At 64.2% G+C, this 23,339-nt stretch carries 22 protein-coding genes and 1 tRNA gene; 4 read left to right on the plus strand and 19 right to left on the minus strand.

Annotation, left to right across the window (positions count from 1 at the left end):
* Nucleotides 1-124: 124 nt before the first annotated feature.
* The 6 genes from gloA to glyQ form a co-directional block, all read right to left on the minus strand.
* Complete coding sequence (gene gloA / locus Q1W26_RS12305) at nt 125-511, minus strand: lactoylglutathione lyase (RefSeq protein WP_300440428.1); 387 nt, start codon at nt 509-511, stop codon at nt 125-127.
* A 15-nt stretch (nt 512-526) separates the two neighbouring features.
* A complete protein-coding gene (locus Q1W26_RS12310) occupies nt 527-1,249 on the minus strand; it encodes a SprT family zinc-dependent metalloprotease (RefSeq protein ID WP_300440431.1) in 723 nt (240 codons plus the stop codon).
* Nucleotides 1,246-1,998, minus strand: coding sequence for a lysophospholipid acyltransferase family protein (locus Q1W26_RS12315; protein WP_300440434.1), 753 nt, complete (start codon nt 1,996-1,998; stop codon nt 1,246-1,248). Before Q1W26_RS12315 ends, Q1W26_RS12310 begins: the two co-directional genes overlap by 4 nt.
* 101 nt (nt 1,999-2,099) lie before the next feature.
* Nucleotides 2,100-2,633, minus strand: a complete 534-nt coding sequence (gene gmhB, locus Q1W26_RS12320) for a D-glycero-beta-D-manno-heptose 1,7-bisphosphate 7-phosphatase (protein WP_300440437.1) — start codon at nt 2,631-2,633, stop codon at nt 2,100-2,102.
* Between the two features lie 99 nt (nt 2,634-2,732).
* Entirely contained in the window at nt 2,733-4,817 is a 2,085-nt protein-coding gene (gene glyS / locus Q1W26_RS12325) for a glycine--tRNA ligase subunit beta (RefSeq protein WP_300440439.1), read from the minus strand.
* Nucleotides 4,817-5,725 carry a glycine--tRNA ligase subunit alpha gene (gene glyQ, locus Q1W26_RS12330; RefSeq protein ID WP_300440442.1) on the minus strand — a complete coding sequence of 303 codons (909 nt, stop codon included), beginning with the start codon at nt 5,723-5,725 and terminating at the stop codon, nt 4,817-4,819. The genes glyS and glyQ overlap by 1 nt, the downstream gene beginning before the upstream one ends.
* A 288-nt stretch (nt 5,726-6,013) precedes the next feature.
* Between glyQ and Q1W26_RS12335 the strand changes: the two genes are divergently transcribed.
* Nucleotides 6,014-7,639 carry a methyl-accepting chemotaxis protein gene (locus Q1W26_RS12335; RefSeq protein ID WP_300440445.1) on the plus strand — a complete coding sequence of 542 codons (1,626 nt, stop codon included), beginning with the start codon at nt 6,014-6,016 and terminating at the stop codon, nt 7,637-7,639.
* Nucleotides 7,640-7,706: 67 nt separating this feature from the next.
* Here Q1W26_RS12335 and Q1W26_RS12340 read toward each other — a convergent pair whose 3' ends face one another.
* The 8 genes from Q1W26_RS12340 to miaB all read right to left on the minus strand — a co-directional run bounded on the left by Q1W26_RS12340 (nt 7,707) and on the right by miaB (nt 17,854).
* Entirely contained in the window at nt 7,707-10,394 is a 2,688-nt protein-coding gene (locus Q1W26_RS12340) for an HAD-IC family P-type ATPase (protein ID WP_300440448.1), read from the minus strand.
* 123 nt (nt 10,395-10,517) lie between these two features.
* The gene (locus tag Q1W26_RS12345; RefSeq protein ID WP_300440452.1) at nt 10,518-11,891 is read right to left on the minus strand and encodes a TrpB-like pyridoxal phosphate-dependent enzyme; all 1,374 of its coding nucleotides are present in this window, start codon (nt 11,889-11,891) and stop codon (nt 10,518-10,520) included.
* Nucleotides 11,892-11,974: 83 nt separating this feature from the next.
* Nucleotides 11,975-12,376 carry a hypothetical protein gene (locus Q1W26_RS12350; protein ID WP_300440455.1) on the minus strand — a complete coding sequence of 134 codons (402 nt, stop codon included), beginning with the start codon at nt 12,374-12,376 and terminating at the stop codon, nt 11,975-11,977.
* Nucleotides 12,377-12,477: 101 nt separating this feature from the next.
* Nucleotides 12,478-13,977 carry an apolipoprotein N-acyltransferase gene (gene lnt / locus Q1W26_RS12355; protein WP_300440458.1) on the minus strand — a complete coding sequence of 500 codons (1,500 nt, stop codon included), beginning with the start codon at nt 13,975-13,977 and terminating at the stop codon, nt 12,478-12,480.
* A complete protein-coding gene (locus Q1W26_RS12360) occupies nt 13,977-14,819 on the minus strand; it encodes a transporter associated domain-containing protein (RefSeq protein ID WP_300440461.1) in 843 nt (280 codons plus the stop codon). The genes lnt and Q1W26_RS12360 overlap by 1 nt, the downstream gene beginning before the upstream one ends.
* Nucleotides 14,820-14,953: 134 nt before the next feature.
* Entirely contained in the window at nt 14,954-15,436 is a 483-nt protein-coding gene (gene ybeY, locus Q1W26_RS12365) for an rRNA maturation RNase YbeY (RefSeq protein WP_300440464.1), read from the minus strand.
* Nucleotides 15,433-16,398 carry a PhoH family protein gene (locus Q1W26_RS12370; RefSeq protein WP_300440467.1) on the minus strand — a complete coding sequence of 322 codons (966 nt, stop codon included), beginning with the start codon at nt 16,396-16,398 and terminating at the stop codon, nt 15,433-15,435. The genes ybeY and Q1W26_RS12370 overlap by 4 nt, the downstream gene beginning before the upstream one ends.
* A 121-nt stretch (nt 16,399-16,519) precedes the next feature.
* Nucleotides 16,520-17,854 carry a tRNA (N6-isopentenyl adenosine(37)-C2)-methylthiotransferase MiaB gene (miaB, locus tag Q1W26_RS12375; RefSeq protein ID WP_300440470.1) on the minus strand — a complete coding sequence of 445 codons (1,335 nt, stop codon included), beginning with the start codon at nt 17,852-17,854 and terminating at the stop codon, nt 16,520-16,522.
* A gap of 49 nt (nt 17,855-17,903) precedes the next feature.
* On the opposite strand from miaB, the gene Q1W26_RS12380 reads away from it, so the two are divergent.
* Both Q1W26_RS12380 and Q1W26_RS12385 read left to right on the plus strand, forming a co-directional pair.
* A tRNA-Met gene (locus tag Q1W26_RS12380) sits at nt 17,904-17,980 on the plus strand.
* Between the two features lie 395 nt (nt 17,981-18,375).
* On the plus strand, nt 18,376-18,531 hold the full coding sequence (locus Q1W26_RS12385; protein ID WP_300440473.1) for a hypothetical protein: 156 nt from the start codon (nt 18,376-18,378) through the stop codon (nt 18,529-18,531).
* 139 nt (nt 18,532-18,670) lie between these two features.
* On the opposite strand, the gene Q1W26_RS12390 is transcribed toward Q1W26_RS12385, so the two are convergent.
* Both Q1W26_RS12390 and Q1W26_RS12395 read right to left on the minus strand, forming a co-directional pair.
* Nucleotides 18,671-19,147 carry a hypothetical protein gene (locus tag Q1W26_RS12390; RefSeq protein WP_300440475.1) on the minus strand — a complete coding sequence of 159 codons (477 nt, stop codon included), beginning with the start codon at nt 19,145-19,147 and terminating at the stop codon, nt 18,671-18,673.
* Nucleotides 19,144-20,205 carry an AAA family ATPase gene (locus Q1W26_RS12395; protein ID WP_300440478.1) on the minus strand — a complete coding sequence of 354 codons (1,062 nt, stop codon included), beginning with the start codon at nt 20,203-20,205 and terminating at the stop codon, nt 19,144-19,146. The genes Q1W26_RS12390 and Q1W26_RS12395 overlap by 4 nt, the downstream gene beginning before the upstream one ends.
* Nucleotides 20,206-20,494: 289 nt before the next feature.
* On the opposite strand from Q1W26_RS12395, the gene Q1W26_RS12400 reads away from it, so the two are divergent.
* Entirely contained in the window at nt 20,495-21,301 is an 807-nt protein-coding gene (locus Q1W26_RS12400; RefSeq protein ID WP_300440481.1) for a nucleotide-binding protein, read from the plus strand.
* 764 nt (nt 21,302-22,065) lie between these two features.
* Here Q1W26_RS12400 and Q1W26_RS12405 read toward each other — a convergent pair.
* The 3 genes from Q1W26_RS12405 to Q1W26_RS12415 all read right to left on the minus strand — a co-directional run bounded on the left by Q1W26_RS12405 (nt 22,066) and on the right by Q1W26_RS12415 (nt 23,329).
* The gene (locus Q1W26_RS12405; protein WP_300440484.1) at nt 22,066-22,380 is read right to left on the minus strand and encodes a BrnA antitoxin family protein; all 315 of its coding nucleotides are present in this window, start codon (nt 22,378-22,380) and stop codon (nt 22,066-22,068) included.
* On the minus strand, nt 22,352-22,645 hold the full coding sequence (locus tag Q1W26_RS12410) for a BrnT family toxin (protein ID WP_300440487.1): 294 nt from the start codon (nt 22,643-22,645) through the stop codon (nt 22,352-22,354). Before Q1W26_RS12410 ends, Q1W26_RS12405 begins: the two co-directional genes overlap by 29 nt.
* Nucleotides 22,646-22,801: 156 nt before the next feature.
* Entirely contained in the window at nt 22,802-23,329 is a 528-nt protein-coding gene (locus Q1W26_RS12415) for a YkgJ family cysteine cluster protein (RefSeq protein ID WP_300440489.1), read from the minus strand.
* Nucleotides 23,330-23,339: the final 10 nt, after the last annotated feature.

Here is a 23,339-nt window from a genome sequence, read left to right on the forward strand (position 1 = left end):
GGCCCGGGCGCACGGCGCGCCCAACGCGGGTTTGAATCAAAAAAACCGCCCTCTCCAACCATCAGGAGAGTGCGGTTTTTTTACGCACCGAAAGGCATCCCCGCGTGGCGGGGCCAGACCCTTCTCAGGACTTCGCCTGGATCAACTCCACCTTGTAGCCGTCCGGGTCTTCGACGAAGGCGATCACCGTTGTGCCGTGCTGCATCGGGCCCGCTTCGCGCACCACCTTGCCGCCACGCGCCTTGATCGCTGCGCAGGCCGCGTAGGCATCGGGCACTTCCAGAGCCACGTGGCCGTAGGCGTTGCCCAGCTCGTAGGATTCGACGCCCCAGTTGTGGGTCAGCTCCAGCGCGGCCGCCTCCGATTCATCCTGGTAGCCGAGGAAGGCCAGCGTGAACTTGCCCGTCGGGTAATCGGTGCGGCGCAACAGGCGCATGCCGAGCACTTCGGTGTAAAAGGCGATGGAGCGGTCGAGATCGCCGACGCGAAGCATGGTGTGCAGGATACGCATGGAATTTTCCTTGGTTCAGATGTTGGGAAGGGACGGCGCCGCCTGCCGGAGCGCCTTGCGGGCGGCGAGGTGGTCGGGATAAAGCGACTCCACCACCGACCAGAAACGCGGCGAATGATTCATCTCGACCAGGTGAGCCACCTCGTGAGCCACCACATAGTCGATCAGGCCGAGAGGCAGGTGGATCAGCCGCCAGTGCAGGCGGATGCCGCTGCGGCTGCTGCAACTGCCCCAGCGGGTGCGGGCGCTCGACAGGCTCACCGCAGGAACAGGCCGGCCCAGGCGCAGGCAGAACTCCTCCACCCGGTTCTTGAACAGATCGAGGCCTCTTTGTTGCAAGCCCCGCAACAACAGCTTGCGCGCGTCGCCGCCGCTCCGCAGCGCAAGCTCCACCACCCTTTGCGGCCCGCCCTCGTGCCACAGCACGCGGTTGTTGCCGCTGGCGATACGCAGGTGCCAGGCATCGCCCAGGAGGGGAATCGCCGCGCCGTCGCTGATATCGAAGGCGGCCTGGGCCTCGGCGGCCGGACGGCTCCTGAGCTTGTCGATCACCCACTCGCCGTGGCTGCGGATGAAGGCCTCGACCTCGCGCAGGCCCACCCGCAGCGGCACGCCAACCGTCAGCCCACGCGAATCGATGCGCAGCCCCAGGGTTTTGCGCACGCTGCGCCGCAAGGTGTAGGCGACCCGCTGGCCACCCAGAACGATCTCGCGGGATTCGACAGCCGCTGCGCTCACGCCTCGGCCTTCTCCTTCTTGGGCGTGTGCGAACGGTAATGATGGGGGAAGAGACGGCGCATCTCGCCCTCGACCCAGGTTTGCACGCGGGTGTTGATCTCGTCCGCCGAAAGGCCCGTGGTTTCGATCACCGGCCCGATACTCACGACGACTTCACCGGGCGTCTTGAGGAAGGCATTGCGCGGCCAGAACTCGCCGGCGTTGTGGGCCACCGGCACCACCGGCGCGCCGGTTTGTGCCGCCAGCCATGAACCGCCGGCCTTGTAGCGCTTCTTGCTGCCCGGCGCCACGCGCGTGCCTTCGGGGAAGATCGTGACCCAGAAACCATGACCAAGGCGGTCGCGGCCCTGCTCTTCGACCTGTGTGAGGGCATCCTTGCCCGCCGAGCGGTCGATGGCGATCATCGGCATCTGGGCAATGCCCCAGCCGAAGAAGGGCAGTTTGTGGATTTCCCGCTTCATCACGAAGACCATCGGCGGAAAGATGTCCTGCAGCATGATGGTTTCCCACGCCGACATGTGCTTGGACATGACGATTGCCGGCCCCGCAGGAATGTTCTCGGCGCCGATCAGGCGGTAGGGAATGCCCAGCACATGCTTCACGACCCACGCCATGATGTGGGGCCAGCCGCGGATGATGCGGTGGCGCAGCTTCGGGCCGAAGGGAAAGCAGGCCATCGCGATCAGCGCGTAAAGCGGCGTGAAAATGGCGAGGGCGAGCATGAACAGGATGTTGCGGATCAGCACCACAGGAAACGGCCTTTCAGAACGGGTAAGAAAATCGTCCGCGCGACGATCGATCGGATTGGCAAGAACACAGGCCCGGCGGCGAACGCCCTGCCCGCCGGCACTCAGGCAGTCAGCTGCGCGACGACGGCGGCCAGGTCGGGAAAGATCTGGGTGCCTTCGGGCAGATCGGGATCCAACTGGGTCTTGCTGCCCTTGCCGGTCAGCACCAGGTAAGGCCTGCAGCCCACCGCCACGCCGGCCTGGAGATCGCGCAGGCTGTCGCCGACGACCGGCACGCCTTTCATTTCGGCATTGAAGCGCTCGGCGATCTGCAAGAACATGCCCGGCTTGGGCTTGCGGCAGTCACAGGTGGAATCTGCCGTGTGGGGGCAGAAGAAGATGGCGTCGAGCCGCCCGCCCACCTGACCGAGCGCCTTGGTCATCTTTTCGTTGATGGCGTTGAGGGTGTCCATGTCGAACAGGCCCCGCCCGACGCCAGACTGGTTGGAGGCCACGATCACCCGCCACCCCGACTCGTTGAGCCGGGCAATGGCTTCGAGGGAACCGGGAATCGGCTTCCACTCTTCCGGCTTCTTGATGAACTGGTCGGAGTCGAAATTGATGACGCCATCCCGGTCGAGCACGATGATTTTCATTTTTTGCCTTTATGCCTCGGCATGGCGCAAGAGATCAAACCCGGCTGCGCGCCCCGGAACCACAGGATCGGGGCACGCAGCCGGGTCATTCAGACAGGCTTATGCGGAAAGGCGTGAAATATCCGCCACCTGGTTCATCAGGCCAGCCAGCTGATTCAGCAGGGCCAGGCGGTTCTGACGCACCAGCGGCTCTTCTGCCATCACCATCACTTCGTCGAAGAAGCGATCCACCGCGGCACGCAGGCCGGCAAGCACGCGCAGGGCGTCGGTGTAAGCCTCGTTCTGGAAGTGCGAGCGGGCCAGCGGAGCCACCTCGACGATGGCATGAAAGAGCGCCTTCTCCGCATCCTCGACCAACAGCGCGACATCCGGTTCGCCCACTTCGCCTTCGGCCTTTTTGAGGATGTTGACGATGCGCTTGTTGGCCGCAGCAAGGGCCGCGGCCTCCGGCAGTTGCTGGAAGGCCACGACGGCTTCGAGCTTGGGCACGACGAGGTCGATGCGGGTGGGCTTCTGGGCCAGCACGGCGTCCACGACATCCTGCCCGTGGCCGGCGTCCCGCAGCAGGTTGCGCAGGCGCTCGAGCATGAAGTCGAACAGCGGGCCATCCACCGGGGAAGTCAGCAGACCGGGGGCGAAGCTGGCGGCCGACTCCTTGATCAGCGCGGCCAGATCGAGGGGCAGCGGGCCTTCCATCAGGATGCGCAGCACGCCGAGGGCGGCACGGCGCAGGCCGAAGGGGTCGCGGTCGCCCGTGGGCACCTGGCCGATGCCGAAGAAGCCGGCCAGGGAGTCGAGCTTGTCGGCAACGGCCAGCGCACGGCCGATGTTGCTGTCGGGAAGCAGGTCGCCGGCAAAGCGCGGGCGGTAGTGCTGCTCGATGGCTTCGGCCACCACGGGCAGCGCGCCTTCGGCCAGGGCGTAGTAGCGGCCCATCACACCCTGCAGCTCGGGGAACTCGCCAACCATGTCGGTCAGCAGGTCGGCCTTGGAGAGCAGCGCGGCGCGGTTGGCGAGGTTTTCGTCGGCGCCGAGCAGGCCGGCCACTTTGCGGGCCACGATGGACACGCGCTGGACGCGGTCACCGAGCGAGCCGAGCTTGTTGTGATAGACCACCGAGCCGAGCTTGACGACGCGGGGCGTGAGACCCGCCTTGATGTCCTGCTCGAAGAAGAAGCGGGCATCGGACAAACGCGGGCGCACCACGCGCTGGTTGCCGGTGATGATGTTGGACGGGTCGGCCAGCTCCATGTTCGAGACGATCAGGAAGCGGCTTTGCAGCTTGCCTTCGGTGTCGAACAGCGGGAAATACTTCTGGTTGGCGCGCATCGTGAGGATCAGGCATTCCTGCGGCACAGCCAGGAATTCCGATTCGAACTCGCCCACGTAAACCGTCGGGTGTTCGACCAGCGCGGTCACTTCGTCCAGCAGGTCGGCGTATTCGCCGAGGGTGGCGTTCTGGCGGCCGGCGGCGGTCACCAGCTGCGTCTCGATGTTGGCGCGGCGCTCGGCGAAGTCGGGAATCACCTTGCCTTCGGCCAGCAGGGTCGGCTCGTAGGCGTCGGCGGTGGCGATGTCGATGTCGCCGCGGCTCATGAAGCGGTGGCCCTTGGTCGTGCGGCCGGACTGGATGTCGAGCACGCTGCCCGGCACCACGTCGGCGCCGTGGAGCATCGTGAGCTTGTGCGCCGGACGCACGAAGGTGGCGTCACCGTCGCCCCAGCGCATCACCTTGGGAATCGGCAGGGTCTTGAGGGCGTCCTGGACGATGCCGGCGAGCACGTCGGCAAGCTTGGCGCCGGCCACGGTGCTGGTATAGAACAAAGCTTCGGCCTTGCCGTCCATGCGGCGCTCGAAGCTGGCCACGGCGGACAGCGGAATGCCCTTGCCTTCGAGCTTCTTGGTGAGAGCCGGGGTCGGCTGACCGTCGGCGCCGAGCGCGACGGAAACCGGCATGATCTTCTCGGTCACGTCCTTGGGCGCGGCTTCGGGCAGCACGTGGGCCACGGTTACCGCCAGGCGGCGCGGGGTGGCAAACCAGCGGAAATCACCCTCGGCGGCCGCCAGGCCGCGGGCGCGCAGGCCGGCGACGATGGCGTTCGAAAAAGCCAGGCCGAGCTTCGGCAGGGCCTTGGGGGGCAGCTCTTCGGTGAGCAGTTCAACGAGCAGGGTCGCGCCGGTCATCACGCGGCCTCCTTCTTGAGCATCGGAAAGCCGAGGGCTTCCCGCGAGTTGTAATAGGCCTGGGCCACTTCACGGGCCAGCACCCGCACGCGGCCGATGTAGGCGGCGCGTTCGGTCACCGAAATGGCGCCACGGGCATCCAGCAGGTTGAAGGTGTGGGAGCACTTCATGACCATCTCGAAGGCCGGCAGCACCAGCGGCACGGCCAGCAGGCGCTTGGCCTCGCCTTCGTATTCGCCAAACAGGCGGAACAGCCAGTCGACGTTGGAATGCTCGAAGTTGTAGGTGGATTGCTCGACTTCGTTCTGGTGATAGACGTTGCCGTAAGTCACCGGCGTGCCATCCGGGCCGATGGACCAGACCAGGTCATAGACGTTTTCGACGCCCTGCAGATACATGGCCAGGCGCTCGAGGCCATAGGTGATTTCGCCGAGCACCGGCTTGCACGACAGCGAGCCGACTTCCTGGAAATACGTGAACTGGGTGACTTCCATGCCATCGAGCCACACTTCCCAGCCCAGGCCCCAGGCGCCGAGGGTGGGCGATTCCCAGTCGTCCTCGACGAAGCGGATGTCGTGGGCGTTGGGATCGATGCCCAGCGCGCGCAGGCTGTCGATGTAGAGCTCCTGGATATTGACCGGCGACGGCTTGAGCACCACCTGGTACTGGTAGTAGTGCTGCAGGCGATTGGGGTTGTTGCCGTAGCGGCCGTCCTTGGGGCGGCGCGAGGGCTGCACGTAGGCGGCGTTCCAGTGCTCGGGGCCGATGGAGCGCAGGAAGGTGGCGGTGTGGAAGGTACCGGCGCCGACCTCGATGTCGTAGGGCTGGAGCAGCGTGCAGCCGTGCTCGGCCCAGAAGTTCGAGAGGCGCAGGATGATCTGCTGGAAAGTCGGTTTTTGGACGGACATGGACGCTCGGCGGCACAGGCCGCGCTGGATTGGGCAAAACGCGGATTTTACTGGCTTTCGGCACTCAGGGAATGCCCGGACGCATACACACGCCAACGGCTTTTTTCTGTCGCCCTGCACGACCCATGCGGGCGTCATTCAAGAACATCCGACCACGCGCCGTTAAGGGTTAATAAGTGTATCTGCCAATCCATCAAAGCCCGTTTCAACCACGCAACAGCCGGATCGAACCCGCATGGCAGTCACGCAATCCAGCGGGAAAACGGGGCCGAAGGAGAGTCGAAAACCATGAAATTCACCCACTTGCGGGTTGCCACCCGCATGCGCCTGCTCGTTGCCCTGACGATGATAGGGCTGATCGCCCTGTGCGCCGTAAGCCTTGCGCACCTGCGCTCAAGCATGATGGACGACCGCAAGAGCCAGACGAAGCACATCGTCGAAAACGGCATGGGCGTGATCAAGCACTTCCACGCGCTGGCCAAGGCCGGCACCTTGGCGGAAGCCGATGCCAGGAAGGCAGCCACCGAAACCCTGCGCGTGATGCGCTACGACGGCAGCAACTACCTTTTCGTGGTCACCAACGACAGCCGTTACGTCCTGCTGCCGCCCAAGCCCGAAGCCGAAGGCACCGACGCCAGCAACCTCAAGGACACCAACGGCAAGCTCATCATCCGGGAACTGGTCAATGCCGCGACCTCGGGGAACGGCTTTGCGGACTACTGGTACCCCAAGATGGGCAGCTCCGAGCCCCAGCCGAAGCTTTCCTACGCCGCCGCCTTCCCCGAATGGAGCTGGATTCTCGGCACCGGCATCTACATCGATGACGTGAACACGTCCTTCCGCGCCATCGCCATGGTGCTGGGCGGCATTTCGGTGTTGCTGCTGGCCATCCTGGGCTACGTGGGCTGGCGTGTGAGTTCGAGCGTAACCGGCCAGCTGGGCGGCGAACCGCAGGCCGCCACCGCCGTCATGCAGCAGGCCGCCGACGGCGATCTCACCACGCAGCTCAACGACGCCCGCAGCGGCAGCATGCTCCATGCCCTCGGCAAGATGATGGCCGCGCTGCGCGGCATTGTTGGCGAAATCAACAGCGGCGCCAACCAGCTGGTCGGCAACGCCGATCACATCCGGCAGGTGTCGAGCCAGGTGGCCGACGCCTCCGTGCGCCAATCCGACGCCACCGCCGCAATGGCCGCCGCGATGGAAGAGCTCACCGTGAGTTCCAGCCACATCTCGGCCAGCGCCCGCGAAACCGAAGTGAACTCCCAGGAGGCCATGCGCCTCGCCGCCGAGGGCAGCCAGCGGGTCGGCCAGGCCTCCGGCGCCATCCGCAAGATGTCGGAAACCGTCATCGGCGCCTCCGACCGCATTCGCGCCCTTGAAGACCGCATCGGGCAGGTTTCGTCGATCGCCAACGTGATCAAGGAAATCGCCGGTCAGACCAACCTCCTCGCCCTCAATGCCGCGATCGAGGCCGCCCGTGCCGGCGAACAGGGACGGGGCTTCGCGGTCGTGGCCGACGAAGTGCGCAAGCTGGCCGAACGGACCTCCTCGGCCACCACCGAAATCGAGCAGATGATCGTCGGCATCCAGAACGACACCAGCAGCGCGGTCAATGCGATGAACGCCGCGCTGCCCGAAGTGGACCAGGGCGTGGCCCTGGCCGCGGCAGCCTCGGAAGCACTGTCTGCCATTGAATCGGGTGCACGCCAGACCCTCGAACGGGTGCGCGAGATTGCCGACGCGACCCAGGAGCAAAGCGCCGCCAGCACCTCCATCGCCCAGCGGGTCGAGGAAATCTCCCACATGGTCGAGAACACCAGCGAAAACATCCGCGGCGCCGCCGACGCGGCCATCGCCCTGGAACAGATCGCCAGCGGCCTGAAAGACCAGATCGCGCGCTTCAAGATCTAGAAGATCTGATCGGCATCATCAAGGGGCCTGTCTCTCGGACAGGCCCCTTTTCTTTCTGCCTCCGCGGCTAAACGGCGGACGCCCCGCGTCTGGCCGCCAGCCACTTGTCCAGCCCCACCGCAGCAGAAATGGCGACTGCCGCGGCGACAATCTCGAGCCATGCCGCGGCCGGGATGGGCGCCGATTCGAAGACCCGATTCATCGCCGGCAGCCAGGTAAAGGCGGCCTGCAGCAGCAGCATCGACCCGATCCCACCCCAGAACCACGGGTTGGACCACCAGCCGCAGCACCAGAACGGCCCGCGCAGGTTGCGGCAGTTGAAGAGGTAGGCGATTTCACCGGCGACGAAGACATTCACCGCCACCGTGCGCGCCTCCTCCAGCGAGGCACCCAGGCCCCGCCAGCGCAGGAACAACCCAAAGGCCGCCACCAGCAGCAGAATCCCCACCAGCACGATGCGGCGGATCAGCACCCCGTCGAGAATGGGCGAACCCGGTGCCCGCGGTGGCCGGCTCATCACGTCACGCTGGACCGGCTCGAAGGCCAGCGCAAGGCCGAGCAGCACCGCCGTCGTCATGTTGATCCACAGGATCTGCAGCGGCGTGATGGGCAGCGTGACGCCGGCCAGCACCGCGAAGAGGATCACCAGGCCTTCGCCAAAGTTGGTTGGCAGCGTCCAGATGATGAACTTCACCAGGTTGTCGTAAACCCCGCGCCCTTCCTCGATGGCGGCCTCGATGGTGGCGAAGTTGTCGTCGGTGAGCACCATCGCCGCGGCATCCTTGGCCACTTCGGTGCCGCCGGCGCCCATCGCCACGCCGATGTCGGCCGCCTTGAGGGCCGGGGCGTCGTTCACCCCGTCGCCGGTCATCGCCACCACCTCGCCATTGGCCTGCAGGGCCTGCACCAGGCGCAGCTTTTGCTCGGGCTCGACACGGGCAAAGACGCTGACCTCGCGCACCACGCCACGCAGCTGGTCCGCATCCAGCACCGCCAGCTCGCGGCCGGTCATGGCGCGCGCGCCATCAGAAGCGAGGCCGAGCTTGCGGGCGATGGCCAGTGCCGTGTCGGCATGGTCACCGGTGATCATCTTGACCCGGACACCGGCGGCCGCGCAGGCCTGGATAGCCTGCAGCGCAGCCTGGCGGGGCGGGTCGAGCATGGCCTGCAGGCCCAGAAAACACAGGCTGCCGGCCAGCTTTGATTCGTCCAGCGCCTCGCCATCAACGGCGGCGCGGGCAAAGGCCAGCACCCGCAAGCCGTCGGCAGCCATGGCGCGGGCCATCGTGTCGATGGCTTCCACATCCACTGCAACCGGCTCGCCGTCGCCGTCGAGCATCGTTGCACACTGGGGCAGGATGACTTCCAGCGCGCCCTTGACCAGGGCCACCGGGCCGTCGTCCAGGCGGTTGAGGCTGGCCATGTACTGGCGGGCCGAGTCGAAGGCGATCTCGTCGATGCGCGGGAAGGTCTGGCGCAGGGCATTTTCATCCAGCCCGGCCTTCCTGGCCGACACCAGCAGGGCCGCTTCGGTGGGGTCGCCGGTGATGGTCCAGGCGCCATCCTGCTCGGCCAGCCCGGCGTCATTGCACAGCACGCCGGCCAGCAGCAGGTCGCGCAGCGGGCCGGCCGGCTTTGCGGGCTGGCCGTCCAGGCTCACGACGCCCTCCGGCGCGTAGCCGTCGCCACTCACCGCGTAGTGCTGGCCGCCGGCCACGAGCGCGCGCACGGTCATCTGGTTCTCGGTGAGGGTGCCTGTCTTGTCGGAGCAGATCACCGTGGTGCTGCCCAGGGTTTCAACGGCCGGCAGGCGGCGGATGATCGCCCGCCGCCGGGCCATGCGCGCCACGCCGATGGCGAGAGTCACGGTAATGGCCGCCGGCAGGCCTTCGGGAATCGCCCCGACGGCCAGCGCCACCGCGGCCATCAGCATGTCGAGCAGCGGTTCGCCGCGCAGGCTGCCCACCGCGAAACCGAGGGCGGCCAGGCCGAGGATGACAATCAGCAGAAAGTTCGAGAAACGCTCCATCGCCTGTGTGAGCGGCGTGGCGAGGGTTTCGGTGGCGTCGAGCAGATCGGCGATGCGGCCGGTTTCGGTGCCCCGGCCCGTGGCAACGACCACTCCGCCGGCCTGCCCGGCCACCGCGAGGGTGCCGGCGAAGGCCATGTTGGCGCGCTCGGCCAGTCCGCTATCGACCGGCAGGATGTCGGCGTGCTTGCCCACCGCGACGGATTCGCCGGTGAGCGAGGCTTCGGTTACCTGCAGCGCGCGGGCATCGAAAAGGCGCAAATCGGCCGGCACCTTGTCGCCGGCGGCCAGCCACACCACGTCGCCGGGCACCAGCGCGACAGCGTCTATTCGCCGGCGCTGACCGTCGCGAAGCACCGTGACGTCGCTGGCCACGCTGCGCGCCAGCGCCGCCAGCGCGTTTTCGGCGCGGCCTTCCTGGATGAAGCCGATGAGGGCGTTGACGATCACGACGCCGAAGATCACCCCGGCGTCGGCCCATTCGCCGAGAAAGGCGGCAATGCTGCCGCTGACGATCAGGATGTAGATGAGGGGCTGGTGAAACTGCAGCGCAAAACGCAGTAGCGGCCCCCGCCCGGCCTTGCCCTCGATGCGGTTCGGGCCATGCTCGAGCAGGCGTTCGGCGGCGACGCTTTCGGTGAGTCCGTCCGTGGCGCTCGACGACAGCGCCTCGAAAGCGTCGTCATGGTGCCGGGCGTGCCAGCCCGGGTGTTCGGCAGTTGTCATCGTAGGTAAAGCGGAAGTGACGGGCTGTGCGCCCTTGTTAACCAACTAACCAACTCAAGTCCGACCACGAATGCACCGCCCCGTTCGCCGGGTCGAAGCCGACCCGGCGCCCGCCTTAATGCGTCAGGCGTCAACCTTCGGCAGCATCGACAAGGCCATCGCCAGCTCCTTCTCGTCGTAGGGCTGGTCGGTGAGCTTGCCGGCGAGGTAGTTGGTGTAGGAGGCCATGTCGAAGTGACCGTGGCCCGACAGGCAGAACAGGATGGTTTCGCTCTTGCCTTCGGCCTTGCAGCGCAGGGCCTCGTCGATGGCGCCGCGCACGGCGTGGGTCGATTCCGGCGCTGGCACGATGCCTTCGCTGCGGGCGAACATCACACCGGCCTCGAAGCAGGCCACCTGGCTCACGCCTCGGGCTTCGATCAGGCCCAGCTCCTTGACGTGGCTGACCAGCGGCGCCATGCCGTGGTAGCGCAGGCCGCCGGCGTGCAGGCCCGGCGGCGTGAAGTCGCTGCCGAGGGTGTGCATCTTGACCAGCGGCGTGAGGTGGGCGGTGTCGCCGAAGTCGTAGGCGTACTGGCCACGGCTGAGGGACGGACAGGCCGACGGCTCGATGGCGACGATGCGACGCTTCTTGGCGTTGGGGCCGCCGCGCAATTGCAGGCCGATGAAGGGAAACGCGATGCCGGCAAAGTTCGAGCCGCCGCCCACGCAGCTGATGACCACGTCCGGGTCGTCGCCGGCCATTTCCATTTGCATGATGGCTTCTTCGCCAACAATGGTCTGATGCAACAGCACGTGGTTGAGCACCGAGCCGAGGGCGTACTTGGTGTCGTCGTTCTTGGCCGCCACTTCAACGGCTTCGGAGATCGCGATGCCCAGCGAGCCGATGTGATCCGGCGTCTTGGCCAGCACGGCGCGGCCATATTCGGTTTCGTTCGACGGGGAGGCCACGCAGCGGGCACCCCAGGTTTCCATCAGGGCGCGGCGATAGGGCTTCTGGTCGTAGGACACCTTGACCTGGAAGACGGTCACGTCCAGCCCGAACAGGCCGCCGGCGTAGGCCAGCGACGAGCCCCACTGGCCGGCACCGGTTTCGGTGGACAGGCGCTTCACGCCTTCCTGGGCGTTGTACCAGGCCTGGGGCACGGCGGAGTTGGGCTTGTGGCTGCCGGCAGGCGACACGCCTTCGTACTTGTAATAGATCTTGGCCGGGGTGCCGAGCAGCTTTTCGAGGCGGCGGGCGCGGAACAGCGGGCTTGGGCGCCACTGGCACAGCACGTCGCGCACCGGCTCGGGGATGTCGATGTAACGCTCGGTGGACATCTCCTGGGCAATGATTGCATTCGGGAAGATCGGCGCCAGATCGGAGGGGCCAAGGGGCTGCAAGGTGCCCGGATGCAAGGGCGGCGGCAGCGGCACGGACAGGTCGGCGGCGATGTTGTACCAGGCCTTGGGCATGCGGGATTCGTCGAGCAGGTATTTGATCTGGTCGCTCATGGTTTTCCTCGGGTTGTTTTGATTTTGGTTTTGACGTGCAGCTCAGAAAGAAGCGGCCGGGCGGGAGCCCGGCCTGTGGCGGATCAGGCGGTCACCAGATCCTCGAGGGCAATGCCCCAGCGCTGCATCAGGAAACGCAGCAGGGTCTGCTCGCCTTCGGAAACATCACCATCGGATTTGGCGATGATGAGGATTGCCGACAGGGCCACCTTGCGGAGGGCCGGGTCGGTGACATCGTCGGCCAGCCGGGCAAGACGGTGATCTTCCAGCAGGAAGACACGCTCCTGCTCGGCCTCGGTGATCACGTCGCGGCAACAGTCGAGCAGCACCTGGATGAGTAGATCCTGTTCTACGCCGACGAGGGAGGCGGTGTCGTGATGCTTGAGCCAATCGACTTCCCGGTTGTCGAGCCTGCCGTCGGCAAGAATCGCCATGGCGAGCAGGCGGCCAAGGGCTTCGGGACTGTTGGTGGGATAGGCGCGCATTGTTCGGTGATCCTGCTCTAAAAAGACGGACCCCGATGATACCCCCGCGCGCGGCGAGTTTCTTTGACCCAGGCGGGGCTCCGTGCAAGCCCCGCCCGGGTTCAGCCCCGCCGACGCCCGGCGACGAAGGCCAGCGCCACGACCAGCAGCGCAGCGGCCACCGCAGGCCAGTTGCCCCAGCGGGCATAGGGCGTCAGCCCCTGATAGCCGCGCACCTCGGCATGCAGCGCACCGGCCTCGAAGGCCGGCAGCACGGCCTCTACCGTACCGTCCGGCGCGACGACCGCGGTCATGCCGGTGTTGGTTGCGCGCAGCATCGGGCGGCCGGTTTCCAGGGCGCGCAGGCGGGCGATCTGCAGGTGCTGGGGCTGGGCCAGCGAATCGCCGTACCAGGCCAGGTTGGAGAGGTTGAGCATCAGCGTCGCCTCCGGCAGGCTGCGGATCAGCTCCTCGCCAAAGACGTCTTCGTAGCAGATGTTGATCGCCACCTTCTGGCCGGCCAGTGCAAGCGGCGCCTGGCGTGCCGGGCCGCGGGTCTGGTCGGCCATGGGAATATTGACCAGATCGTAGAACCAGCGGAACAGCGGCGGCGAGTATTCACCGAAGGGCACCAGGTGATGCTTGGCGTAGTGCCCCGACGGCGAGCGCCCGACGCTGATCGCCGCGTTGTAGATCAGATTGTCGCCATCCCGCGTGAAGGTGCCGAGGATCGCGTCGCCGCCGTTTTGCGCGGCAATGCGGCCAATGGCCTCTAGATAGCCGGGCGGCAGGTAGTCGACGAGCAGCGGGAGGGTGGTTTCGGGAAGCACGACAAGTTGTGCCGGGTTGTCGCGCACCAGGGCGAGATTGCGCTCGAGCCAGTGCTGAAGAAGCTCGGGCCGCCACTTGAGGCTCTGCTCGATGTTGGTTTGCAGGAGCGCCACCTTCACCGGCTCGCCCACCGGCGTGGTCCAGGCAACCTGGCGCAGCCCGAAGCCGCCGCCAATCACCAGGGCCGCGAGCACGGCAGGCCGCCAGCTGCGCCCGTGGAGCGCCGCCACCGCCAGCGCGGCAGCCAGCGCCAGCAGGCCGCCGACACCATACACGCCGAACACCGGCGCAAACCCGGCCAGGGGGCTTGGCGGGCTCTGGCTGTAGCCGCTGGCCAGCCACGGAAAACCCGTAAATGCCCAGCCCCGCGTCCATTCGGAAAGCAGCCACAGGGCCGCAAAAAGCACGCCATCCGGCCCCGCCCTGCCCCGCCTCAGGCCGGCGAACAGCCCGCCGGCCAGGCCGGCGAACAGCGCCATGAAGGCACAGAAAAGCAGGATCGCGAAGGCCGCCAGCGGCATCGGCAGACCGCCGTAGCGGTTGAGCGCCACGTATAACCACGAGACGCCGCCAAGCATGGCGCCGAGGCCCCAGGCAAAACCCACCCCGAAGCCGTAGCCCGCCCGCATTTTTTGCGCCGCAGCGGCCAGGCGCCGCGGCATGCCGGGCCCCAGCAGCCAGAACAGCAGGCCCAGCGAGACGAAGGCCAGCGGAAAGATCCCGAACGGGGCGTAGGCCAGCACCGACGCCCCCCCGGCCAGGAGGGCCGCGCCCTGACGTCGCCAATCCATCAGCCGCCGACCGGTTCGGCGTCGGGCAGGCGCTCGACGAGCAGGGAGTGAATACGCCGGCTGTCGGCCCGCAGCACCTGGAAGCGCAGGCCTTCGAGTTCGATGACTTCGTTGCGCTTGGGCAGACGCCCCAGCTTGCGGATCAGCAGGCCGCCGACGGTGTCGTATTCGGCGTCGCTGAAGGTGGTGGAGAAGGCTTCGTTGAAGTCTTCGATTTCGGTGGCCGCCTTGACCCGGTAGCGACCGGCCTGGTCGCCGCGGATGTTGTCGGCGGTTTCGTCGAAGTCGTATTCGTCCTCGATGTCACCGACGATCTGCTCGAGCACATCCTCGATGGTCACGAGACCGGCCACGCCACCGTATTCGTCCACCACGATGGCCATGTGGTTGTGGCTGACGCGAAAATCCCGCAGCAACACGTTGAGCCGCTTGGATTCAGGCACAAAAACAGCGGGGCGGAGCATCTCGCGCAGGTTGAAGGATTCGCCGGCAAAAACACGCAGCAGATCCTTGGCGAGGAGGATGCCGAGCACGTCGTCCTTGCCTTCGCCGATGACGGGAAAGCGCGAGTGGGCGGCATGGATGACAAAGCGGGTGATGTCTTCGACGGAGTCGGCAAGGCTGACGACATCCATTTGCGCCCGGGGGACCATCACGTCGCGCACCTGCATGTCGGAAACCTGCAGGGCACCTTCGATGATCGCCAGGGCATCCGCGTCGAACATGTTGCGGTCGTGGGCCGAATGCAGAAGGTGCAGCAATTCGTCCCGGTCTTCCGGCTCCCGGGTGAGGAAGGCGGAAAGCCGTTCGAGCAAGGATGGTCTGCTACTGGAGGGTTCCATAAAAGGGGTGGATGAGAAATGGGCCATGGACGATGGATCGATCCTGCGGACCAATTCCATCGCCCATGGCGCATTGCTCACCCCACCGTCAGAGTGTCTGCCGGGCCGCCCCGAAGGGCGGCTTGGGGTGTTGCCTAGCGTTCGCCGGCGTAAGGATCGGCAATGCCGAGGCTGGCGAGAATGCTGCGCTCCCGCGCTTCCATTACGTCGGCTTCGGCGTCGATCTCATGGTCGAAACCCTGCAAATGCAGCATACCATGCACCGATAAATGGGCGTAATGCGCATCCAGCGGCTTGCCCTGCTCGGCGGCTTCGCGTTCCACGACCTGCCGGCACAGCACCAGGTCGCCCATCAGCGGCAGGCCTTCGGGCAGCGGCATGTCCTCGCCTTCATCGTAGGCAAAGGTGAGCACGTTGGTGGCGTAATCCTTGCCTCGGTAGTCGCGGTTGAGTTCGCGCCCTTCGTCTTCATCGACGATGCGCACGGTAATGCGTGCCGCGCCGGGTTCGGCGGCCCTCAGCCAGCGCCGAAAATCGACCCGCGAAGGTACGCCCTCGCGGTTACAGGCGTATTGCACCGAAAGATCGAGGCGGCGAGGTAGCTTGATGTCGCTCATTGTTGTGTGCTTTGTTGCTGCTGGTTGCGCTGGCCGTGGCTTTCGTAGGCGGCAACGATGCGCGCCACCAGCGGGTGACGCACGACGTCTTCCTTGAGAAAGTGCGTGAAGGCGACGCCGCGTACATCGGCGAGCACCTGCACCGCTTCGCCGAGGCCGCTCTTCTGGCCGCGGGGGAGGTCAACCTGGGTCAGGTCGCCGGTGATCACCGCGCGCGAGCCGATGCCGATGCGGGTCAGAAACATCTTCATCTGTTCCGCCGAGGTGTTCTGGGCCTCGTCGAGGATGATGAAGGCCCGCGACAGCGTGCGCCCGCGCATGAAGGCCAGCGGGGCGATCTCGATGCAGCCGCGCTCGAAGAGCTTGGTCACGCGCTCGAAACCCATCAGGTCGTAGAGCGCGTCGTAGAGCGGGCGCAGGTAGGGGTCGACCTTCTGCGCCAGATCGCCGGGCAGAAAACCGAGCCGCTCGCCCGCCTCCACCGCCGGGCGGGTGAGGACGATGCGCTCGACGTGCTCGCGCTCGAAGGCATCGACGGCGCTGGCCACGGCCAGATAGGTTTTGCCGGTACCGGCCGGGCCGACGCCGAAAGTGATGTCGTGCTCCTGAATCTGGCGCAGGTAATCCACCTGCCGCGGCGTGCGGCCGTGCAGCTCGCTCTTGCGGGTAAGAAGCACCGGCGCCTGCGGAACCGTTTGCGGCAGGTTGGACAGCTCGATGAGGCCGAGCTGGATGTCGTCCACCGACAGCTCTGCGTCCGCCTTGTCGTAAAAATGGCGTAGCGCCCGCGCCGCCAGCTGGGCCCGGGGCAGCTCGCCGTGAATCGTAAACCGCTCGCCGCGCCGAGCGATGGTCACGTCGAAGGCGGTTTCGATCTGGCGGATGTTTTCGTCGAGCGCACCGCACAGGCTGGCGAGGCGCAGGTTATCCACGGGATACAGGACGATTTCGGTGGGTTTCATCGGGCGCATGCTGCCAGAGCAGCGCCCTCCGGGGAAGTGGAATTCAAGATCGCGGACTCACCTTACCCCTCAACCCAGCCCCTCAACCCAGCCCCTCAACCCAGCCCCTCAACCCAGCCCCTCAACCCTGCGTGACGATCTCGCCACGCAGCGAGTGCGGCAGGGCCGCAACGATGGTCACATCGACAAAATTGTTGATCAGCCGCGGATTGCCGGGGAAGTTGACGATGCGGTTGTTGTCGGTGCGCCCGGCCAGCTCGTTGGGATCCTTGCGCGACGGGCCTTCCACGAGAATGCGCTGCACGCTGCCCACCATGCTGGCGCTGATCACCGCGGCCTGCTCCTCGATGCGCTTTTGCAGGCGCGACAGGCGGGCCAGCTTCACGTCCTGCGGCGTATCGTCGGCCATGTCGGCGGCCGGCGTGCCGGGGCGCGAACTGTAGATGAAGCTGAAGGACGCATCGAAGCCCAGATCGTCGATCAGCTTCATCGTCGCCTCGAAATCGGCCTCGGTCTCGCCGGGAAAGCCGATGATGAAATCCGACGACAGCGAGATATCCGGACGCGCCGCGCGGAGCTTGCGCACCAGCGACTTGTATTCCAGCACCGTGTAGCCGCGCTTCATCGCCGCCAGCACCCGATCAGAGCCGGCCTGCACCGGCAGGTGCAGGTGCGACACCAGCTTGGGCAGCCTGGCGTAGGCCTCGACCACACGCTGGGTCATCTCGCGCGGGTGGGAGGTGGTGTAGCGCAGACGCTCGATACCGGGGATTTCATGCACGCATTCGAGCAGGAAGGCAAAGTCGGCCATCTCGCCGCTCTCGCCATCCACAGGCGCGCGCCAGGCATTCACGTTCTGGCCCAGCAGCGTCACCTCCTTCACGCCCTGCGCGGCCAGCCCGGCCACTTCGGCCAGCACGTCGGCCAGCGGGCGATACACCTCGTCACCGCGGGTGTAGGGCACGATGCAGAAGGTGCAGTACTTGGAGCAGCCTTCCATGATCGACACGAAAGCGCTCGCCCCGTCCACGCGGGCCGGCGGCAGGTTGTCGAACTTCTCGATCTCGGGGAAGGAAATATCCACCTGCGAACGCCCGGAAGCCTTGCGCTCGGCGATCAGCTTGGGCAGGCGGTGCAGGGTTTGCGGCCCGAACACCAGGTCGACATACGGCGCCCGCGCCACGATGGCCTCGCCCTCCTGGCTCGCCACGCAACCACCCACGCCGATGATCAGGTTGGGGTTTTTCTGCTTGAGATGCCGAACCCGCCCGAGGTCGTGAAAAACCTTCTCCTGCGCCTTCTCACGCACCGAGCAGGTGTTGAAGAGAATGATGTCCGCCTCTTCCGGATTGTCGGTTTTCTCCAGCCCGTCGGCCGCCCCGAGCACATCCGCCATCTTGTCCGAGTCGTACTCGTTCATCTGGCAACCGAAAGTACGGATATAAAGTTTTTTCATTGCATGTTGACCAAGTGCATTCAAGTCCCTATTATAGCGGGCTTCCGTTGGTGATGTAGCTCAGATGGTTAGAGCGATGGATTCATAACCCATAGGTCGGCGGTTCGACTCCGCCCATCACCACCAATAGATTCAAGCACTTAGGCCAATCCGCAAGGATTGGCCTAAGTGCTTTGGTGGTCTGTGTACGCCATGTGTACGCGCTAGAACCACTTTCAGACAAGGATCACACGTTTGTCACGTCTTCGGACGGCTTAATCACATGGATCAAGATTCGGCACGCACCCGCCTCCCCACTACGCCCCCAATGCCAGGCTTCTAGGCCATCAAGGCACAGCTCACCGCCTTGGCACTTCGCCTTGGGTCTTGCCGGGCCGCTCCGGCGACAAGCCGCTCAACACTCCACACAAGACCTTCTGCCGGGTGCTGGCCGTCGCCGGGGTCGAGCACCTGCGCATCCACGACCTGCGCCACTCGTTCGCCAGCCTCGCCGTCAATGCCGGGGCGAGACGCTGTACGAAGTGCAGGATCTCCTCGGGCAAAGCTCGGCCCAGATGACCCAGCGCTACACCCACCTTGCCGACGCCGGACGCAAGCGGGTGGTCGACAAGATCGGGGCCGTGGTCACCGCCGCGGTGCGGCAGGCTGCGGGTGATGAGGAAGACAAGGCGGCCTGACCGCTGGTGAGGTGACGAGAACCCCGAACGGCTTCGCGACCGTTCGGGGTTCTGCCTACGGATATTTTTTCCTTCGACGCTGCCGTCGTCTCTCCAGTTCGGCCCACCTAACGGACCTCGCCACAACTAGCCTCCCCCTCTAGTTGCCGTCGTCTTCCTTGAGCGTTGCGCTAGGGAGCAGAGTCTCGGTGGCAGGAGCCTCTTCGCTTGGCTTACGAAATGCATCGCCCTTTCGGGCCCGTCCGACCGACATCTCGACGATTCTGTCGACAACCCGCTCCGGTGAAGTCCACTTCATGACGACTCGCCCTGGGTCCATACCATAATCGGCTACGATGTCCCGCAGTTGATCCAGTGTCAGCTTTTCCAGCGCACTTCGCAATGCTGGCTCGCCCTCACGGACGACTTGCAACGGATCAAGAACAGCTGGCGGACGGCGATTCTTCGCTCTCTTGCTATCGCCCAATACAGAAACGCCGATGTTATCTCGACTTGCCTTGCGCTTTGATGGCCCAAGGTTCAGGACCTCGCTCAACTCGGCCTCGAACGCGGGGTTGCGCTCTGCCTCCTCAAGCACGACACGCACTAAGCGGTTCAGGATGAACTTGAGCGTCACGGTTTCCCCTCCAAGCGATCCCAAATCTCATTCGCCAGGTCAATGTAAGTCGAGGTGAGCCCGCTAGCACCCGAACCATACTTCTGTCGTAGCGTTCGTTTTCCAGACAACGAGAACTCCGCCGCCGCCGATGCTGCATTCGTTTGTTGAATCGTAGTCGAGAACACCTCGGGAAGCTTCTCATCGTGCCGAAGTTGCCGAAGTACAGTGTGGTGCACGGTCGAATTAGCCTGATACTTCGTAATAACAATGCCAAGTGGTTCAATCTCCTCGCCAATCGCTTGAGCAAACTCACCGACGCGAGTCACAATCTGGGGGATGCCATAGGTCGAAAGGTGGTCAGGGATAGTCGGGATGATGTAAGCATCGGATAAACGCAAACCGTTGAGCGTAACAATCCCGAGATTGGGCGGGCAGTCAACTATCACAATGTCGTACTCATCCAACTTCGACTTGACCGCCCTCCAGAGCAACTCAACGGGATTCACAGCGTAGAACTTTCCCGATGGCGCGGACGCGAGTTGGTCCTGCACGTCAATCAAATCCAAGCTCGAAGGCAGCAGATCAATAGTCCTTGCCCCCTGAACGTCGGACACCCCCTTCTGAAGCGTTGCATTTAGATTGAACCTCTTCACGTCGGGGTTCATGGCATCTTTAAACAACTGCGCTAGGGTGCGCCCCTCGTTGTTCAATTCAAGCCACTTATCTTCCCCCAGCAACATGATTGTTGCATTGGTCTGCGGGTCGAGGTCGATGACCAGAACCTTTTTTCCCATCTCAGCCGAAAAAACCTCGGCCAGAGCCACTGATGTAGTGGTCTTAGCGACGCCGCCTTTCAAATTAATTGTCGAAATTACGTGAGCCATTGGATTGTTCCTTTTATTTCTTTTTAGCCAAGTTCGAATTTGCGAGCGCCGAAAAATGGGACCGGAAACCAACTCCGTCACTGGGCTCGGAAAGTCCTTGACCCGTACACGCCAGTTAGCCACCGCCTGACGGGAGACCCCCGCCATCTCTGCAATCTCGCCTATTCCAACCAATTCGTCCTGCCGCTTCATGCCGACCACCCGTGAACATCATTCACAAATGTTAGTGTACAACGTACACAGAAAATATCAACTGGGCGACCTATGTTTGTACGCATCGGAACCCGATGGCGAGGGTCGTTACCCGTCGTTCTAGGCGTCGCCTCCGCCGGCTGATGGTGGCCATCCAGCTCGACCACGAACTGAATCGCCCCGGCTTCCGTGGAGACTGTGTGATCACTCCAAGATTGAACCGTCATGGCACACAAATGAGTCCTTGTGCATAATCCGAGCTCTAAAAACCAGAAAAGCAGGGGCAAACGTGAGCATTCCTAACTATGCCGGATACTGGACCGGGACAATTTCAGGCACGAACCAAGGCGGTTTCACCATAGATATGCGCCAAGAAGGCGAAAAGGTATCAGGAACCGCCAAGTTCGCAGAACCAGCCATGGGTCAATATGAGTATGTTTTTGCGGGAGTCGTCGCCGAGCCACTCTCTATACAAATGATCCCTAGCCGTCAGTTCTCAGCAAACGTTCGGCTGGGAACCGTCCAGGTGGTATGCCGGATTGAGTCGGACGGAAAACTGAGTGGTCGATGGCGATCTGATATCGGCACTGAGGGCATTCTGACTGCGACTAGATACGAGAGTGCTCCGCTAGCGCCAGAGCTTCCAAGCAAGAACTCGGTCTTCCTTGTCCACGGGCACGACGAGGGCGCAAAGCACTCCGTTGCGCGATTCCTTGAGCAGTTGGGAGTAAAACCCGTGATCCTCCAAGAGCAGATCAATCGCGGCATGACGGTCATCGAAAAGTTCGAGGAGTTCGCAGGCCGCGCCGGCTTCGCGGTGATTCTCATGACTCCAGACGACTATGGCTACCCCGTGGGTCTGGACAATGAGAGGCGTCATAGACCACGTCAGAATGTAGTGCTTGAACTCGGTTACTTCACAGGACGGCTGGGGCGGGACAAAGTCTTTGTCCTAATGAAAGGAGATATCGAAGTGCCGTCTGATGTTTTAGGGCTGGTCTATCAGTCGATGGATAACAGCAACGGATGGCAATTAATGCTCGCAAAAGAGCTAAAGGCCGCGGGCTTCGAAATCGACCTCAACCGTATCGCCTAGTGGGTCCAAGCCGCCGTTACTGCGGGGCTTGCTCAGTCTTGATGTGCGGTCATCTCCTCGTTGGGCGCGGTGAGACTGCAGGCAGGGTACAGGGGGGAAGTAAAACCCGCGTGTAGCAAATGAGCCTCTCGAAAATTTTCCGCAGAACATTGGCCCCCCTTCCTGCGCCGCGACAAAGCCATGGTACTGTGACAAACAGCCATACAAACACCGCTCCAAACCTGACGCACAGCCCGCATAACTGCTGTGTCGTGGTGACGCTGAGACAATCCGCCCATCACCACCAATAGATTCAAGCACTTAGGCCAATCCGCGAGGGTTGGCCTTTTTGCGTTTGGGGCGGTGTGGCCGCCATGTAGCCAGATTCGGGCGGACTGCGCAGGCTGTGCGGCCTGCTACTTGCGGGGCTGGTGCAAAAAAACGACACCCCGCTGGTTGGCGACACAACACTAAGACCTTTCATCTGCGCGCGTGCGCCAAAAACGAAAAACCCGCCACGCGGGCGGGTCGGTTGTGGGTGTCACCAAGACGGCCCCGTCGTCGACTTTCTATGCCTCGGGCTCGTCGCGCTTCTGCGGGTACGCGCTGGCGGTGACCGCATCGATAGCGTCCCGTCCGTTGATGGTCACACCCAGATCCATGTCGCGCCCCTTCAAACGCCCTTCAAATGGGCTCCGCGCCGGCCGGGTTGTGCCGGATGACGTTCAGCAGTACCCGCGCGGGGCCGTGCGGGGCGCGGTCGCCTCGCTCCCGATGGCGCAGGGTCAGGCGACAGGATGATCTTTCAACCAGTCCCTGAGCGCGTCGTTCATCCGGGTTTGCCATCCGGCACCACCGGACCGAAAGGCAGCCAGGACATCGCGGTCAATCCTGATGGCGACCTGCTCCTTGATCCCAGACCCGGCGGGACGTCCACGACCTCTGCGCGCCGCTTCGATGCCGGCGTGCAGCTCTTCCTCCGTGGCCGGGCGGTCGTCCTCGTCCTTGCCGTCCCAGACGAAATATCCCTCTGCCGGCGGCGTCTTCATCGCCTTCAGGATTTGTTCCCGTTCAGTCAGCTTCTTGGCTGATCCAGTCATAGTAGGCCTCCGATTCTTTCTCGCTGGCGTAGCGGAAACTGATGATGCGCGTCGTGCTGTCGCGATCCAGATGCACCACAGTCAACACAGCCAGCCGGTTCAGTACGTAGGAAAACGATTGAATCCGCTCCTCGTTGGCGCGCACCACCGGAATATCCAATCGGTAGCGCGAAGCCAGCACCATGTCGGCATTGGCGAAGTCCAAGCCATGCTTGGCAAGCTTGCTCCTGCGTTTCGCTTCGTCCCACGTGTAGCGTGATCCCATTGATTTACTGTAGATGCGTTATTTGGATTGGTCAAGAATATTTGTATATACAGAATTAAGCTTTCACCACCGGCGGCCCGGCCAGTAAGCGCTTCAATGACGCCCCTCGTAAAGGGCTTCGGTGTCTTCGCCTGAACCGGGGCGTTGCACTTCAGTTCAAAGCGCTCCCTCCAACCCCTCGCCACCCACCCAGCCCGCGAACCACTCGGTCAGCGGCCGGCTTTCCCCCAGGCTGCCCAGCCGGCGGTCGATGGCGTCCTGATTGCCCCACACCACATCGGGCAGGGCGCCCTGGGCGACGAGGGCCTCGATGTCCCCGCAATAGAGCCCGAGGTTCCGCTCGATGTAAAAACCGTAGGTGCGGCAGGCTACCGGGCGATGGAGGTACACCGGGCAGGCGCCGGTGGCCCGCTCGAGCATGGGGCAAACGACGGAGCGGGACGGGGTTTCGGTCAGTTCGAGCATGTGGCGGCGGATGTCGGCGAGCTGTTCCGGCGGGAGCGCGGCCAGGCCCTCTTGCAGCACCTCCCACTCCGCGGCCGTGAGCCGGGGCACCTCGGCGAGGCGCCGGCAGCAGCTGTCGCAACCCTTGCCGCAGAGCCATTCGGGGTGGCCCTCGCGGATGAGTCGAACGCGCTCGTCGATGTCGGTGTGGATCTGAAAAAGTGGCGTGGATTTGTGCACGATTGTTTCC

The sequence above is a fragment of the Zoogloea sp. genome, assembly GCF_030157465.1.
In the GTDB taxonomy this organism is placed as follows: domain Bacteria; phylum Pseudomonadota; class Gammaproteobacteria; order Burkholderiales; family Rhodocyclaceae; genus Zoogloea.